General features: G+C 48.6%; 11 protein-coding genes and 1 tRNA gene. 5 read left to right on the plus strand and 7 right to left on the minus strand.

Going from position 1 to position 16,545, the window contains the following annotated elements; all coding sequences use genetic code 11:
• Positions 1–2: 2 nt before the first annotated feature.
• Positions 3–1,187 (minus strand): HlyD family efflux transporter periplasmic adaptor subunit, encoded by a 1,185-nt coding sequence (locus ON05_RS28660; protein ID WP_010468013.1) that lies wholly within the window; start codon positions 1,185–1,187, stop codon positions 3–5.
• A 218-nt stretch (positions 1,188–1,405) separates the two neighbouring features.
• On the opposite strand from ON05_RS28660, the gene ON05_RS28665 reads away from it, so the two are divergent.
• Positions 1,406–1,804, plus strand: coding sequence for a pentapeptide repeat-containing protein (locus ON05_RS28665; protein WP_236618801.1), 399 nt, complete (start codon positions 1,406–1,408; stop codon positions 1,802–1,804).
• Between the two features lie 158 nt (positions 1,805–1,962).
• A complete protein-coding gene (locus ON05_RS28670; RefSeq protein ID WP_010468019.1) occupies positions 1,963–2,352 on the plus strand; it encodes a hypothetical protein in 390 nt (129 codons plus the stop codon).
• A gap of 2 nt (positions 2,353–2,354) precedes the next feature.
• Here ON05_RS28670 and ON05_RS28675 read toward each other — a convergent pair whose 3' ends face one another.
• The 3 genes from ON05_RS28675 to ON05_RS28685 form a co-directional block, all read right to left on the minus strand.
• On the minus strand, positions 2,355–3,704 hold the full coding sequence (locus ON05_RS28675) for a GTP-binding protein (protein ID WP_010468021.1): 1,350 nt from the start codon (positions 3,702–3,704) through the stop codon (positions 2,355–2,357).
• A 4-nt stretch (positions 3,705–3,708) separates the two neighbouring features.
• A complete protein-coding gene (locus tag ON05_RS28680; protein WP_236618802.1) occupies positions 3,709–5,310 on the minus strand; it encodes a YcjF family protein in 1,602 nt (533 codons plus the stop codon).
• Positions 5,284–5,360 (minus strand) — tRNA-Met (locus ON05_RS28685). The genes ON05_RS28680 and ON05_RS28685 overlap by 27 nt, the downstream gene beginning before the upstream one ends.
• Positions 5,361–5,734: 374 nt before the next feature.
• On the opposite strand from ON05_RS28685, the gene ON05_RS28690 reads away from it, so the two are divergent.
• Positions 5,735–7,450, plus strand: coding sequence for a SulP family inorganic anion transporter (locus tag ON05_RS28690; protein WP_010468025.1), 1,716 nt, complete (start codon positions 5,735–5,737; stop codon positions 7,448–7,450).
• A gap of 87 nt (positions 7,451–7,537) precedes the next feature.
• Here ON05_RS28690 and rpoD read toward each other — a convergent pair whose 3' ends face one another.
• The 3 genes from rpoD to dacB form a co-directional block, all read right to left on the minus strand.
• Positions 7,538–8,653: an RNA polymerase sigma factor RpoD gene (gene rpoD, locus ON05_RS28695; RefSeq protein WP_010468027.1), complete on the minus strand. Its 1,116-nt coding sequence runs from the start codon at positions 8,651–8,653 to the stop codon at positions 7,538–7,540.
• Positions 8,654–9,309: 656 nt separating this feature from the next.
• Positions 9,310–11,673 carry a cation-translocating P-type ATPase gene (locus tag ON05_RS28700; RefSeq protein WP_010468029.1) on the minus strand — a complete coding sequence of 788 codons (2,364 nt, stop codon included), beginning with the start codon at positions 11,671–11,673 and terminating at the stop codon, positions 9,310–9,312.
• On the minus strand, positions 11,670–13,136 hold the full coding sequence (gene dacB, locus ON05_RS28705) for a D-alanyl-D-alanine carboxypeptidase/D-alanyl-D-alanine-endopeptidase (RefSeq protein ID WP_010468030.1): 1,467 nt from the start codon (positions 13,134–13,136) through the stop codon (positions 11,670–11,672). The genes ON05_RS28700 and dacB overlap by 4 nt, the downstream gene beginning before the upstream one ends.
• A gap of 145 nt (positions 13,137–13,281) precedes the next feature.
• Here dacB and ON05_RS28710 point away from each other — a divergent pair, with 145 nt between their 5' ends.
• Positions 13,282–14,871 carry a bifunctional aminoglycoside phosphotransferase/ATP-binding protein gene (locus ON05_RS28710; protein WP_010468032.1) on the plus strand — a complete coding sequence of 530 codons (1,590 nt, stop codon included), beginning with the start codon at positions 13,282–13,284 and terminating at the stop codon, positions 14,869–14,871.
• Between the two features lie 137 nt (positions 14,872–15,008).
• Entirely contained in the window at positions 15,009–16,514 is a 1,506-nt protein-coding gene (locus ON05_RS28715; protein WP_010468034.1) for a pentapeptide repeat-containing protein, read from the plus strand.
• The last annotated feature ends 31 nt before the right edge of the window (positions 16,515–16,545 follow it).

Below are 16,545 nucleotides of genomic sequence, written 5' to 3' on the forward strand. Positions count from 1 at the left end.
GCCTAACTTTCAGTTTGAATCGCCACATTCACTTGTAGGTTGGTCAATCCGGAAACGGCAATACTGTTGTGAAGCCGCACCTTAACTTCTACCACGCGAGAATCAGTATTCGCTGCCGGATCTGTCCCCACTACGTCATTCTTACCAATTTTCAAGCCAATTTTGTCGACGGTACCCTCGATCTCACCTTTAATGACAGGACTATTAATCTTGGCCAGTTGGCCGATTTGGACCTGATTGATATCCGTTTCATACACTTCAGCCACGACATACATTTGCCGGGTATTTCCCATTTCTACAATCCCTTTTTGGACCTCACTACCGGAAGTTGATACTGCGGGAATGGCCTCGCCTTGGCGAATATGGACTTTTAAAATTTGCCCTGCATTGGGAGCACGAATAATCGTACGGGTCATGCGGGCCTTGGCCAACTCAAGGTTACTTTTGGCCGAAGCTAAGTCGATTTGAGCTTGCGATCGCAACGTCCCTACTTTAGTCCGGGTAATTTGAGCTCTAGCGTTATTGCTATTGGTTTGTAGCTCTTCTTGCAGCATCGCCAACGTTGCGATCGCATTATTGAGCTGCTGCTGTTTACTACGAAAAGAGAGAAAACGATCATCTAGCTCCTGCTTAGAGACCGCCCCTGCCTTTTGTAAAAACTCATACCTCTTCAGGGTAATCTTGGCTTGTTCATACTCCACCTTAGATTGCTTGACTAAGGCATCTTGAGCCGCAATTTCTCGCATCTTAGGCGTTTCCGCTTGATTCCGGCGCGTCCTTGCTTCTTGTCCTTGAGCTTTACCTAATTCACGCTCTGCAATAAATCGGTTTTGGGCTTCGAGTAAGCGGCTAGCAGCCAATTTCACTTCAGCTTGCCGCTCAGGGTAGCTTTCTAAAAAGGCAATCGTTTCACCCTTCTCTAGCTGTTGGCCTTCTTTCACTAATAGTTGAAGAACTCTTTCCCCAGTTGGACCACCAACTTGAAGGACCTGCCCTGCAGGTTCAATGCGACCAAGAGCAGAAATAGCGTTGGATTTCTCAGAAGCAGCCTTTGAATCGTTATTAGCGGGGTTGGGTTGTGGCTGAAAAGCTTGGAAAACCCCAACTCCTCCGAACCCCAGAGCTAAAACAACGGCTCCAGAGATCATCCATTTCCCAGATGATTTTAGTAAGGGTTTATCGCCCACACTGATGGCTCAATTCAACACCTCCCAATTGTAAAGAATTTTTCCCCAATAATCTGTTTTCATTCTCTTAAATTAAATATCTTTACCCAGGCAAAAGTCGATTTTGATAGATAGTAGAACGTGAAAACCCTTTTTCTCATCCTCATTCTTGTACCTAACTGTACAAACACTTTCGTCTTTGTCCCGTAGAATGCGAAATATGCATTCTATGTAACTCAATGAAACCTTTTCTCCTTGGTGTGGCTCTATTTTCAACCCTTTGGGTTTGTCCAATGGCCCAGGCAGAAAACCCTGAGCATCTCAAACGACTCATGAAATCACGATCTTGTCCTAACTGTGATTTACAGAGTGCCGATTTATCTGCCATGAATTTGCGCAAGGCTAATCTATCGGGCGCTAACCTGACAGGCGCTAATCTTAATTTGGCCGACCTCACCGCCGCTAACTTATCAAACGCTATTTTGACCGGAACAAGCTTAGCTTGGACCACCTTTACCGATGCCAATTTACAGGGGGCGAACCTGTCCCAGGCTAATTTCGAAGGCGGAGAAAGATTGGGTCAAGCATTAAGTTTTGAAAAAGCAACCTTGCCGGATGGAACGATTGCTTTTCCATAAGTTCTTTAAAACTATAAGCTTTCAGTGAAGGGGGCTTGTCTCCTCATCCTATACTTTAGTTCCGCATCACTATTCTTTATCAAGGTTCAGTGGGCACTTTATAAAGTAGGCATTTCTGCCGGATAGGATAACTAGCCCTTTAGTGTGTGGGGTGTGTGATGAAACGAATAAATCTTTTAGGGTTGATATTACCCGTTCAACTGATGGCTGCTCCCGCTTTTGCAGCTAAAACCTGTAGTCCTTATCGAGTCAATTATGAAAGCGCCATCTCCCAGGGATTGATTACTCGACCGTCATTAGTAAACAATGCCGGGCAATCCTGGAATTTATTTCAAGTGGCCATGCGACGGAACGATCGCATTGAGGCAGCATCGCGAGCCGCTCAATATCTCGTGATCTTGTCTGAGTACGCAGGAACCCGCCAAGCGAATCAGGCTCGGCATAATATTGAGCAAGAAATGGTGGGCTACTACCAACAGCCTGTAGAAGTGGCAATGCCCATGTTCGAAGTCATTCTTGAGAACAGTCCAGATTGTCTCAAGCAATAAACCTACGTCAGTTGATCAGATAACTCTTGCCGCAGGCGATAAAGCACCATCTGCGGCTGCAATTGCTTGATAATATTTAGGATTAAGGTACTAGAACCCAAGGGTCCCCAAGTATAGCCATTGAATAAATAAGCTTGTGTTTGTTGCCCCACCCGCTTCGCTCCATATAGACTCACCCCGCCTTGAAGGAGTCCTGTGCCCACCCAAGGTAGCCATCCGAGAGATATATGCCCCACCCAACTAGACAGAGTTGGCGTACTCATCTCTACCAAAATCAAGCTGGCAAAACTCAGCGAGATTTGGCCCCAAAGTTGATTCACCTGATGCCGATGGGTGGGGAGGCGATAGAGTTTGACGAGGGTGCCAATCAAGAGCAAATCTGCTAAAAGGCCAATAGCAACATCGAGGAATAACAGGGGGCAAACCGCAATTAGAGCTGCCTTTAATCGGGCATACTGACCAATACAGGCTTTGCCTGAGGGTGCCTCATAGGTCTGTACATGTTCGGCAATATCGCGCTCTACACTTTGGACTTGTAGCAGCGTATTTAAGACTAACAGTGTACGACCTTCTTTTTGTATCAATTGGAGCAACGCCGATCGCAACGATTCAATACTAGCCGGTGGCGTTTCCCAATCATGGGTCGTTCGACCATCTGGCCATTCAACCCGAATTTCTACAGGCGCTGGAGCCGCAGAGGTCAGTAAAATATCTTCCGGAGTGAGCACTTTTTGTAATGGCTCTGCTAATCGCTCATAGACTCCGGTCGCATCTAAATCAGGATAAAGGTCGGCCTTATTCACCACAATCAAAAGAGGACGGCCTGATTGTCGTAAGGCTTTGAGGGCTTCTAGTTCTAAGGCAGTGGGAGGCCCCGCCGTGATAAATAGAATTAGATCGGCCGCTTTGGCAATTTCCTGAGCCATGTGTGCTCGCCCCTGTCCTTCAATTTCATCGAGACCAGGAGTATCAATCAGTTCAATTTGTAAGGTAGATAGCCCCTGAGCTATCACCGGTGACCAACGAACTGAACGAGGCCATTGGGTCTCACCATTCAGGGGGCCTACAGGGAAAATAGGCTCATCAAAAAGGGCATTCAGAACAGCCGACTTTCCCCGACTCACAAATCCAAACGTCGCAATTTGAAAGATCCCTTGATTAAGCTTCAAGCTTAAGCTGGATAGGGAGCCAAGCTGATTTTGCAGCTCCGTTTGCAGGGGAACCGGGAACGTCTCAACTTGCTGAATAACGTTCTGGATACTGAGATGAGCACGCTGGTAAACGGTCACTGGCTCGCTGGCCAGGATATTCTCCCTAGGTGCAGTCTGACTGTCCGGTGGGGACTGAGCCACGGGTTTAGGATGCAGGAGCTTCTAACAGTCCACCTTGACGGCGGAAACGACCAATGGATTGCTGTGTAAAGTCTTTAAGCGCATCCACTTTCTGATGTTCTTGAAAGACCTTGGCCACAATCTGCTTCAGCTTTTCAGGATCCCAATTCGATTCAGGAGCCGCTACAGCCAGGTCACTGAGTTCTTGAAAGTGCTCTAGCAAACTCAGCCCTGCAATGCGGGTCAAATGGGCAGTACTCACACCTTGGACCAGTCCCCCAGCGACAAATGTAAAGTGATGACCTTTGAGTAAAGAACTCAGGGCCTGGGTCGAGACTTCGACTAAGCCGAGTTTGAGCATGGCCGTCGCTAAGGTACTCGCAACGGCTTGAGCCTGGGCCAAAGAAAACTTTAAGCGATACAAAGAACCCAGTTCTATCACCATTCTGGCGCTGATCGCGGCTGCAGCCAACATATCCAAGGTAGGGACTGGATTAGCAAACGCAGTCGCCCCTGTAATCCACTGATAACGCTCAATGATGGGAGTAGCAAGCTGACGGCGAACACCATTCAGTTCCTCTTGCACTTGGGTGCGCAAAGCGACAGTCTGTTGATAGGTCTGAAACAAGATCAGCTGTTCCTTCTCAGCTGCCAGCACTTGATCCAGGCGCTGGGTCAAGCTTGACACATCTGGCTGGGGTCGCTCTAACTCTTCTTGACAGGAGCCATCCTCTCTATAGCGACGAACCTTAACCGCTTGGGGATAGGCAGAAGTGGTCACAACATCTGACTCTGATAGCCAAGGCTGCAACCGTTGCTGCAATTTCTGTTGCAAAATTAAGCGCTGAGTCGGCAGGTATTGATCCTGCTTGTTAAAAACGACTAAGACTCGCTGTTTATGGGCCTGCAATGTTTGCAAGCATTGGTACTCAGAATCTGTTAAGTCCCCTTGAATGACATAAAGGATCAGATCCGCAGCCATCACAGGTGGAGACATCTCTAAGATCGCTGAATGAGATAGGGAGCCTATTTCATGAATGACACAAGCTTCTTTTGAGGCCTGGTAGTGAGTTTGCAGTAGCTCCATCAAAGTGGATTTACCGACACCCGGTGCGCCCGTTACCAAAAGGCAAGGTTCCTGTCGATGCAAGTTGATGTGATCAAGCTGCTCCTTGAAGGCTGCAGATTGAGGAGTCGGTTCTGCAAGGGTTTCTAGCTGCTCAATCAACGACGCGCTAGTGGTCACTGTCTTTTCGACAATGGGTCGAGTCATTTGGGTTGCATCTAGGTCTGGAACTTGGCGTCTCAACCCTGGGAAAAATTTGAGGCTAACGGCCAAGCTACCTAGGCCAACAACCATCCCCGCTGTTAGGAATTCAGAAAATCCGTGATTACCACCGGGGATCAAGAACCAAATGCATAAGACAAGGGTGCCAGCACCCCAAAAAATCCGTTGTGATGATTGAGCAGACATAGACTTGAGATCCTCAACAATCTTGACATCCCGTCCTCGCCATTCTCGCAGATTGCTCGGAAAAATGTCAGGATTTTTTAAAAAAGAATACCCCAGAGATAACAATCTCTGGGGCACCCTAAGCACTGGTGGCGGGGCACGGATTTGAACCATGGACCTTCGGGTTATGAGCCCGACGAGCTACCAGACTGCTCTACCCCGCGACGCGAAACCTAAGTATAGACATCAATGAGTACACTTGGCAACTTTTATCTACAGATTATTGATCGATTTCTATCTCTATAAGGATATTAAGGACCTAAATGGGTTGAGCAAACTGCCAAGGGCTAGGAGCCTAGCTGAGTTAAGAAGCGCTTAACAAGCTGTGTATATTCATCTTTCAATCCATATACAGCCACGCACCCCGTGATGTTGAAGAATGTGATAGACAAGCATTTTTGATTTTTTTTGCACAACTCTATTAAGTTCAATGAATACTCACGTTTTACGTCAAGATTGCTAGGGAGTTGACCTTCTCTTCCATGAACTTGGGCTTATAATCTTACACACCCAAGAATTAAATACAGGCTCCGCGTAAATGGCAATAGCTCAGTTTAGGTTGGTCAATCACCTACACTTTCGCAACTTTCGAGGCGATCTGTTAGGTGGAATGACCGCCGCAATTGTTGCATTACCCTTAGCCCTAGCTTTTGGGGTCTCCGCTACTGCAGATGTTCCAACTAACTCCGGTGCTATCGCTGGATTATATGGTGCCATTAGCGTCGGTTTTTTTGCATCCCTATGTGGGGGAACCCCTTCACAAATTTCAGGCCCCACTGGCCCCATGTCTGTCGTCATGGCGACCATTTTTGCAGCCTTGATGAAGGAGGATCCTGACGCCGGACTAGCAATGGCCTTCACGGTCGTGATGATGGCAGGCCTGTTCCAAATCTTATTTGGGGTCTTGCGGTTAGGGAAGTACATCACCTTAATGCCCTACACCGTGATTTCGGGCTTTATGTCGGGTGTGGGGTTAATCATCATCACGATTCAAATTGCGCCGTTACTAGGACATAAAGCCTCTTCTAAAGTCGTCAATGCAATTCAACAGCTTCCAAGCGTGTTGACGGATATTGATCCAGTCGCCCTTGGCTTAGGCTTGCTCACTCTAGTGATTGTATTTGCCGCCCCACCAAGATTGAATCGGATTCTGCCTGCACCACTGATCGCATTGGTGGTCTGCACTTCAATTTCGGTTTATGGCTTTCCTGAGAGTGGTATTCCAGTCATTGGGCATATCCCTGCTGGGCTGCCCGAGCCGCATATGCCAGTGTTCCAAATCAAACATGCCAAAACCATGCTGGGCTATAGTGTGATGCTGGCCATGTTGGGGTCCATCGACTCCCTCCTCACTTCTTTAGTGGCTGATAACATCACCCATACCCAACATGATTCTGATCGAGAATTAATCGGCCAAGGGCTGGGCAATCTTATGGCTGGGTTCATGGGTGGGTTGCCGGGGGCCGGGGCAACAATGCGGACAGTAATTAATGCCAAGTCAGGCGGTCAAACGCCTTTATCCGGCATCATTCATGCCGTTGTTCTGGCTGTTATTGTCATCGGCGCATCCCCAATGACTGAACCTATTCCCAATGCCGTTTTAGCTGGGATTTTGATTAAAGTCGGCATTGATATTATTGATTGGAGCTTTCTCAAACGGGCTCACCGGCTGTCTTTAAAGGGAGCCGGAATTATGTATCTCGTCATGTTCCTGACGGTGTTTGTGGATCTCGTCACTGCAGTGGCCGTTGGTGCTTTTCTAGCGAATCTATTGACGATTAAGAGTCTGACTGATTTACAAGTCCAAACCATGCGGACAATTACAGGCCCCACTGATGACCAGCAAATGAGTCAGGAAGAGAAAGATATTATTGCCAAAGCCCATGGCCAAATTCTGCTCTTTTTCTTTAGTGGACCCATGAGTTTTGGCGCTGCCAAGTCTATCTCTCAACGGCTGTCTATCGTTAAAGCCTATAAAGTCCTGATTTTAGACATGAGTGATGTGACCCGGGTGGGGATTACGGCTTCTTTAGCCATCGAGAATATTCTCAAGGATGCTGAGAACACGGGGAAAGTGGTGTTTTTAGTCGGTGTGCATGGGCAGGTCGCGGAGCGTTTGCATCGAATTGAATCCATCCATACTCTCCCCAAAGATAGTTGGTTTAATCGTCGATTAGATGCCCTGAATGAAGCGGCCGCATTGCTCTATGTCCCCCTATCCCGTAGTCGGCTGCCTAAAGAAAAGGAAGTCTAGCTGTTTAATTGATCATAATGTTGTCATGAGAAAGAGGCTGCCATTCGAAGAACAGCAGCCTCTTTCTTGATGGATGAATGATTGAAACTAGCGGATATACTCTTTCAAAACACTATTACGGTTAGGATGGCGCAACTTGCGCAAAGCCTTGGCTTCGATTTGGCGAATCCGCTCACGGGTAACATTGAAGATCTGACCAATTTCTTCTAGGGTCTTCATTCGACCATCATCTAGGCCGTAGCGTAACTTCAACACATCACGCTCACGCGGGCTAAGGGTATCTAGAACCGTTTCTAGATCTTCTCGAAGTAAGCTCTTGGATACCTGATCCTCAGGCGTTTCACCATCGGACTCGATAAAGTCACCTAAGCGGGAGTCTTCTTCTTTACCGATGGGGGTTTCTAAGGAGATGGGTAATTGGGCAGACTTGGCGATGAAACGCAGCTTCTCGATGGTCATTTCCATGCGAGTGGCAATTTCTTCTTCTGTCGGCTTGCGGCCCATTTCTTGGGACAGCAATTTTGTAGTTTTCTTAATGCGAGAAATGGTTTCGTACAGGTGGACGGGGAGGCGAATCGTGCGGGATTGATCTGCGATCGCACGGGTGATCGCCTGACGAATCCACCAGGTAGCATAGGTGGAAAACTTGTATCCTTTCTCGTGGTCAAACTTTTCAGCGGCCCGGATCAAACCCAGGCTACCCTCTTGAATCAAGTCTTGGAAAGACAGGCCCCGATTCATATATTTCTTAGCGATGGATACGACCAATCGGAGGTTGGACTGGACCATCTTGTCTTTAGCTCTACGGCCTGCATGCAGACGATGGCGGAAACGGTTAAGGGGCATATCCACTTCTAATGCCCACTCTTGAAGCTGAGGCTCACGCTCTAGTCGATCAAACAGATCGTCATAAATGCGCTCTAGCTCTAGCAAGTCTGCAATTTTACGAGCCAGTTCAATCTCTTCATCAGCTCGGAGTAATCGAATTCTACCGATTTCTTGTAGATACAGCCGGATGGAATCTTCCGTGTAATGCTTCTTCTTGGATTGACCGCGTCGACGGGCAGTACGAGCTTTTGTCGTTTTCCCACCTTCGCCAGCTTGGTTATCCTCACTAGTGCTACTGGCAGCATCCTCAACCAGATTATCTAAATCATTAGCCGGAGCTTGGATAGCTTCTAGTACATTATTGGCTTGGGTCATGCCGGATTCCTCAATACTCCCTAATTAAGACGATAGGAGAACCATTTTTTACTCACTACAACCGAATCTAACAAATTCAGTTAGGGATGTGGATCTAGATGCCAAATCAGCCTACCTCAACAGTATATGCAAGGCAATTCAAAGCCTGAGCAAAAGACAAAACGCAGTCCTGCATTGGGCTTTGGCCGTTCGACTATTGCTAAACCTCCACGATTGTAGCCTTTCTCACAAAAATTGGGGGAGTCTACAACGACTTCCACCGCAATTATGACTTAAACCTTTCAAAACGACATCCCTTGCCCTATTTTCCAGAATGCGTTATGGAACCCATGGCAAGCCCCCCACCGTCGTTTGAGCTTTATATCTCTTAGTAGAGCATTTATTGATGTGGATCACCACAACCCAGTGATCTAATTCACTGTGGTCTTAACAGGCCGTGCCCCTGAGAGCACTAGATGTAGCGTATAGAAGTGGGTCAAATTCACTAGATTTAGGGATTGATGGGTTAATCTATCGTCGAAAAAGCCTCAGGGTGAAAATAGCAAAACTTAACTTTACTTGAAGTATATTAAGATTTCTTAATTGTTGTGGTAGAGATTTGCTTAGCTCATCCAAACCCTAGAATTTGAAATGTGTCAGTGAGAACTATATTGTGCCTACAGGGAAAGCCGCCTTAACTGCAGAGAATTCGTCACGACACTGACAGAGCTGAATGCCATCAGAGCTGCTGACGAAGCAGGACTCAGCAAAATTCCAAATTTAGGTAGAAGGATTCCTGCCGCGATGGGCAGCCCTATGAGGTTATAAATCAATGCCCAAAACAGATTCTGCTGAATTTTGCGAAAAGTTGCTCGACTCAGGCGTAAAACGTCTACCAGGCGATATAGAGGATTAGCATCTCCAGACATCAGGATAATTTGGGCCGTTTCTATGGCCACATCTGTCCCCCCACTCAGAGAAATGCCCACATCAGCCTGGGCCAAAGCAGGCGCATCATTAATCCCATCTCCAACCATGCCGACTTGATGGCCTTGTACTTGCAGGTCGGCAATGACTGCCGCTTTATCCCCAGGGGTCACACCAGCCCGCACTGCCGTTGGATCTAACCCCAGTTCTTGGGCCACGATATGGGCTGTCTCAGCTTGATCACCTGTCAGCATCTGTATCCGCAAACCCAGGCCTTTAAGATCTTTCAGGGTTTGTGCTGCATCAGATCTCAAAGTGTCTTGAACGGCCAGTCCCCCCACATAGGTCTGGTCAGTAGCCAAATGAATCAGCGTCTTACCCGCTTGGGCCAGCTGATGGCCCTGGTGCTGATCCTGGGGTGGAATCACAATGCCGCAGTCTTGTAGCCATTGTGCAGAACCCAAGCGAATAAAAGTCCCCTCCAGCTGGCCTTTAATGCCACATCCAGGCACCGTCTCTAAGGCAGTTGCTGAGGCGTAAGCAAGATCCTGGGCATCGGCCTGTTCCACAATCGCAGTGGCCAGGGGGTGGCGACTGCCTTTTTCCAGACTGGCGGCTAACTGCAAAACGGTCTGGGATGAGAGAGGCTCTGCCAACGGGAGTGCTGGCAAACCTTCGGACACCCAATAATCTGTGACCTGGGGATGGCCTGTGGTGAGGGTACCCGTTTTATCAAAAATGAGGGTATCGAGACGATCCACTTGCTCTAATACATCTCCCCCTCGAATCAACAAACCCCGCTCTGCCCCAAGACTCGTTCCGACCAAAATGGCTGTGGGAGTTGCTAAGCCTAAGGCACAGGGACAAGCGATGACGAGTACGGCAATCGCCAGCTTGAGTCCCAGTAGAATGCCAGCGGATCGGGGGGCCATCTCTGCCATACCGACATCTGGGCTATGCATCATTGGCAGGGTGCCTGAGGCTAAAACTTCAGGCCAAAGATGAACGCCAATCCCTACCCAAAACAGGAAAGTCAGGGTTGCGATCGCAAGGACGCCATAGGTGAAATATCCAGCGACCCGGTCAGCAAATTGTTGAATTGGGGCTTTGCGAGTTTGGGCCGTTTCCACCAGATCAATAATTTGGGCGAGGGTCGTTTGTTTCCCCGTTCGTGTGGCTTCAATCGTAACCAGGGCCGATTGATTAAGAGTGCCTGCCACCACTTCATCGGCAGGAGCTTTAGAAACAGGCATTGCTTCCCCCGTTAACATGGCCTCATCTACTAGGGTGTTTCCCTCTAGAACTCGACCATCTACAGGAAACTTATCTCCAGGTAAGACCTGCAACCAAGCGCCAATCTGGACATCTCGAACCGGAATATCTACGGCTTGGTCTGGCTGGGTCTCTGGATTGGGGAGCCATCGAGCCACCATCGGTTGCAGGGCGAGGAGCTTTTCCAAGGACGCTTTAGTCCGTCCCCTAGCCTGAGCTTCTAAGGCGCGTCCCAGCAGAATCAGCCCCACAATCATCACCGGGGCATCGAAAAAGCAGTCCCAATATAATTGCGGCCAAACCACTGCCACGACGCTGGCTAGATAGGCCGTTACACTACCTAAGCTAATCAGGGTGTTCATATTGGGGCGATTTTGCCACAAGCCCCGCCAGCCTTCCTGCAGAATGGGACGTCCAGGTCCGAGTAGGGCGAGGGTTGCCAGTCCCCAGTGAAATTGGATACTGGTGAGCCAAGGCACGGTGAAGCCAGGGATATGCCCCAAATGCCCTACCCCCGACAGTACGACCAGTACCGTCGCGAGTACTAGAGGTTGAATTTCTTTGAGGGGTTGTGGCGGCAGGGGTTCAGCCTCTTCTTCGCGGTTCTGAATATGGCTGGGGAACCCTGCGGTGGTTAAGACCTGCGCTAAGCTAGCTGGCTCAATTTCTTGGGGAACATATTCAATTGCGGCTTGTTCCGTGACTAGATTGACCACCGCCGTGGCCACACCAGGCTGTTGCTGCAGGCGTTTTTCCACAGCCTGGACGCATCCTGCGCATTTCATACCAGAAACCGTGAGAACCACCTGTTGGGTGGAGGGGGGAGGTGATAGAGAAGTCATCCGTTTCTACCCTGACAAGATTGCCAACGATTGATTGATAACAGCAGGGCATCCATGGCTTGCCGCCGTTTGCTGCCCGATTGATTGTATTGATTAAACATCAGACTAAACAGCACCGGTGAAGATTGGGGGTGTTGGAGGTAGCCCGTTAAGGTCGAAACCCCGCGCATCCCCCCACTTTTACTCCATAGGGTTGAGGGTGAATTTTGCCCAATAGAGTCTTTAGGTAAAGACGTCTGGAAGGTAGAGGCGTGGGGAGATTTGAGAATGCCTTTTAAAGTTTGAGTTAGGGCCAGGGGACTGACCAGGTTTTGTCGAGATAAACCAGAGCCATCGGCCACTGCATAGGTGGACGCATTGACCCCTAGTTGGGTTAGGGTTTGTTTGAGAACCTTCAAACCTTGCTGATGGGTATTTGGCGAGGATTGCTGCTGGACTGCCCCCAAGGTTTTGACTAGAGCTTCCGCATAGAGGTTATTGCTCTCTTGGTTCGTGGTTTTAATTAGCGTTGTCAGGGGGGGCGATTGGATTTGCGTGAAGCGCTGTTCTGATTTGCCTTTGAGAACAGCATCGCGCTCTTGAGAGGTCGATAAAAGTGATAGTTTCCCCACTGTTATCTGGTGAGCCGCCAAGATAGCTCGAAACCGCTTGAGTAAAAACCAGCCTGGATCAATGACGGCTACGGCGAATCGATCGTAAGGAGCTCCGGCTCGCAGCTGTCCTGTAATCTCAATTTCTAAAGTATTGCCCTTGAGGCGGCGGACAATTTCTATATATTCTGGAGCATTTTGAGCCACGGTGCGGGTGCGATTGATCTGCCGCCAAGGACCAATGGGGTGAGGCGAGAGCCATTCGACTCGGAGGGGCTGGCCTAAGGCTTGGGGCCAGATTTTTAGCTCATAGGCATTTTGATTGAGGATCAGGCTATTGACGGGAGCGCCATAGCCCGCCTGCAGATCTTCCCATTCCCAGGACGGAACAATGCCTGGTCCTTGAAAATAGGTGTCATCTCCGAGGAGATGGTTGATTTGGCGGATGCCTTTTTGCTTAAGTTGGGTGGCAATTTGTTGTAGCTGCTGATCAGAAAGGGTGGGGTCACCTCGACCCACAATGCGCAAATGGTCGAGGGTGGGTCCTGAACCCGCTCCATAGAGGTCGGTTTGGATGCGGAATTTAGGGCCGAGCCGAGTCAGTGCCGCGGCTGTCGTCATTACCTTTGTGGTAGACGCAGGCAGGAAATAGCGCTGGGCGTCTTTGGTGTAAAGCGGTTGGGAGGCTTGAAGGGGTTGAACGGCGATCCCTAAACGAGCTTGGTTAAAGAGGGGTTGGGATGCGATCGCATCCAGGTCTCGCTGCAGTTGTGTCCTGCATTGGGGCTTCAGGGATGGGGCACCTTGGGCCGCGACGGGCATACTTAGCAACCCAACGACCAAGCCACCCTTAATAACATTGTCCCCAGACATTCCATGCTCTCCTGATGATAGGAGCCAGCTTAACGTGAATTGAGAAGGGGTTATCCTGCCTTCAGACCGGCTTTAGGATTGGCATTCCTCACACCTTCTTCAGATGTGCCTATCTACAATAGAAGTAGGACAATCATAGGAAATCATGGATGCTGCCTTACCCCTCCTCGTTCAGCGGATGCTGCAACCGGAATTCTATCCCCATCCGGTTCAGACCCCAGTGCAGCTTTTACAAACCCATATTTCCTATGTGTTCTTGACGGGAGAGTTTGCGTACAAAGTTAAAAAGCCCACCCAATTTGGACTACTAGACTTTTCCACCCTGGAACAGCGAGCCTTTTTCTGCCAAGAGGAATTGCGTCTGAATCGCCGTTTATCCCCAGCCCTCTATTTGGCTGTACTGCCGATCTATGAGAACGATGGGAGCTACGACCTTAAAAGCGCTTCTGATCCTGGCGCTGAAATTGTGGACTATGCCCTACAAATGCGACAGTTTGCTCAAGAGGGCTTGTTTAGCCACCTATTAGACCACGGTCAATTAACAGCAGCCCACATGCAGCAATTAGGGCAAAGCGTGGCTTGCTTTCATGCTACTGCGGAGACCAGTCCCGAGATTCAGGCCAATGGGACCTTAGAATCCCTGCAAGCTATCGATGAAGAGAACTACACCCTCACCCAAGCCTTTATGGGTAAATCCCAAACCCAGGAGCAGTGGCAACAGACCCGAGGGTTTACCCAACAGTTCTGGCGAGATCATCAAGATTGGCTACAACAGCGCCAAGACAAAATTCGAGAATGCCACGGTGATTTACATCTTAATAATGTGTGTTTGTATCAGGATCACATTCAAATCTTCGATTGCATCGAATTTTGTCGGGAGTTTCGCCATATTGATGGGATGTATGATGTGGCATTTATGGTGATGGATTTAGACTTTCACCATCGAGGAGATCTCGGCAATGTCTTTCTGAATACATATCTGGAAAAGACCGGGGATTATGAAGGCGCTTTGTTGTTACCCGCTTACTTGAGTATGCGAGCAACGATTCGTGGCAATGTTAATAGCATGACAGCCCAGAATATAGCCACTGCAGAGGGTAGTTCTTCCCAGAAACTTCACTGGCAAAAGGCCAAAGATTACTTTGCCTTAGCCCATCAATATACTCAACCTCAGCAGGGACAAATTATCCTGATGTCTGGCTTGTCGGGATCGGGAAAAAGCACGGTCGCTGATCGTCTAGCCCCTGTGCTCAATGCCGTTCATATTCGCTCAGATGCAGTGCGCAAACACCTAGCGGAGATTCCTTTAAATCAATCAGGTGTGGGGCCGAACTCGATTTACACCCCAGCCATGACCGAACGAACCTATCAACGCTTAGCTGAACTGGGAACATCTCTGGCACAAATGGGATGGACCGTAATTTTAGATGCGAAGTACGATCGAGTGCAGCTCCGTGAACAGGTTATGACCCAGGCGGAATTAGCCCAAATCCCTGTACAGATTCTGTACTGTACTGCTCCGGTAGCCGAGTTGCGATCGCGCCTCCAAAACCGTCAAGGAGACATTTCAGATGCCACACCAGACCTGTTGGTCCACCAACAACAAACATTCCAAGCTTTTACGACGGCAGAAAAGCCAAAGGTGACTCAATTCGAGACTCAACAAGATTTGGATGCTCAATTAACATCTTTTTGCCAGCATCTCGCCAAAAAGGATAATGTCAGGTTAATCTGAGGGCAGTACGAAGAAAAAAAGATTATAGTTCAGTCAGAGTGTAAATCATCATTTGGCACTGACCGGCCTAACTATTGCATCTTTGAAGGCGGGGGGGAAACGCTCGAGTGCAGTAAATAAAAAGGACGATTATCCCTGTGGCAAACACGGCCCACCTCCGACTCATTAAACGCGGAGTTAAACATTGGAATAACTGGCGCAAAGAGAAGTTTTCCGATCAACCCGATTTGTCTGAAGCTGATCTCAGTGGGTTAGATCTACGAGGCGTTAATTTGATTGGCGCAGATCTGAACCATGCAAATTTAACGGGAGCAGATTTAAGCGGGGCCTATTTAAGCGTTGCCAATTTATCCCATGCTTATCTCAGCGAAGCCAAACTGACAGGCGCTAATCTTGGCAAAGCCAATCTAGAAGCGGTGGATCTCAGCTTTGCAAATCTCGAACAATCTATTCTTATAGAAACTCGGCTAGCAAGAGCGTTGCTTGTCGAAGCCAACTTAACCCAGGCTGTTCTCAATTTTGCGGATTTAAGCCGCACCAACTTAAGTAAGGCAAATCTCCGTAAAGCACATCTGATCAAAGCAATTCTGCTTGAAGCAAACTTAAGTGATGTCAACCTGAAAGGCGCGAATCTCAATCGAGCCCTATTAAGTGAGGCAGATTTAACCCGGGCCAATTTGAGCAACATTAACCTCAGCAAAGCAGACCTCAGTTTTGCCCGGTTAATTGAAGCCGATCTACATGGTGCCAATCTGAACGGTATTATCCTGATTGAGGCCAACTTGCGCGGCGCCAATCTCCAGGGCAGCACCCTGAAAAAAGGCCAACTCTGTCGGGCTAATTTAGGTGCCGTCGATTTAAGCAACGCTGATATCAAAAGCACCAATCTCAGTGATAGTGATTTAATTAACGCCAATCTCAGTAAAGCGCTACTGGTTGACACCAACCTGAGTGATGCGCAACTGGCAGGGGCTAATTGCCACAAAGCCAGCTTTCTCCATGCCAATCTCAATAAAGCGAATTTATGTGAGACCAACTTAACGGCAGCGGATTTGAGAGAGGCAGATTTACGCAAGGCCGATCTGACCCGGAGCCAAATTCAGGCGGCCAACCTATCCATGACCAACTTGACAGCAGCCTGCCTGGAAGAAGTGGGCTTAAACCGCAGTACCAAGTTTGACCATGCGATTTGTGAGCATGTCTACTTAAAAAGGCATGAGCAAGACCGTCAGCCCAGCCACGGTAAATTTCTGGCTGGCGAACTTGCACAACTGCTATGGACCAGTTCTGAAACCATTAACCTTAACTTTCATAACGGGGTTAATTGGGCGGCCTTTGCCAATTCTTTGAAACGAATCCAACGGACCTATCCCCAGGCCCAAATGGGTATTCAATGTATTGAACATAAAGGCAATGGAGTCATCCTGGTTAAGGTTCATACGGCTCCGAATGTGGACCAAGAAAAGGTGCATAAGGAACTGATGCTGGCCTATGTCAACACCCGCCGCCAAATGAATCAAGATCAAAAAGATAAAGGGATGGGTAAGGTCACCACCCAAGAATCTTTGCAATTACAAAATCCCCAAGACATCATCAATAACTTGTTTGATTTACTCAATCCAGCCGTCAGTACTCTCCCCTAAATATCCGCCCTAGTCACGAAGGAATGGGGCA

The sequence above is a fragment of the Acaryochloris sp. CCMEE 5410 genome (assembly GCF_000238775.2).
In the GTDB taxonomy this organism is placed as follows: domain Bacteria; phylum Cyanobacteriota; class Cyanobacteriia; order Thermosynechococcales; family Thermosynechococcaceae; genus Acaryochloris.

Coding starts and splice junctions, on each gene's coding strand:
- rpoD (WP_010468027.1), bottom strand. CDS start 8,653: ATGACCCAAGCCAATAATGTACTAGAAGCTATCCAAGCTCCGGCTAAT.
- ON05_RS28680 (WP_236618802.1), bottom strand. CDS start 5,310: ATGGTTCAAATCCGTGCCCCGCCACCAGTGCTTAGGGTGCCCCAGAGA.
- ON05_RS28690 (WP_010468025.1), top strand. CDS start 5,735: ATGGCAATAGCTCAGTTTAGGTTGGTCAATCACCTACACTTTCGCAAC.
- ON05_RS28670 (WP_010468019.1), top strand. CDS start 1,963: ATGAAACGAATAAATCTTTTAGGGTTGATATTACCCGTTCAACTGATG.
- ON05_RS28700 (WP_010468029.1), bottom strand. CDS start 11,673: ATGACTTCTCTATCACCTCCCCCCTCCACCCAACAGGTGGTTCTCACG.
- dacB (WP_010468030.1), bottom strand. CDS start 13,136: ATGTCTGGGGACAATGTTATTAAGGGTGGCTTGGTCGTTGGGTTGCTA.
- ON05_RS28710 (WP_010468032.1), top strand. CDS start 13,282: ATGGATGCTGCCTTACCCCTCCTCGTTCAGCGGATGCTGCAACCGGAA.
- ON05_RS28665 (WP_236618801.1), top strand. CDS start 1,406: ATGAAACCTTTTCTCCTTGGTGTGGCTCTATTTTCAACCCTTTGGGTT.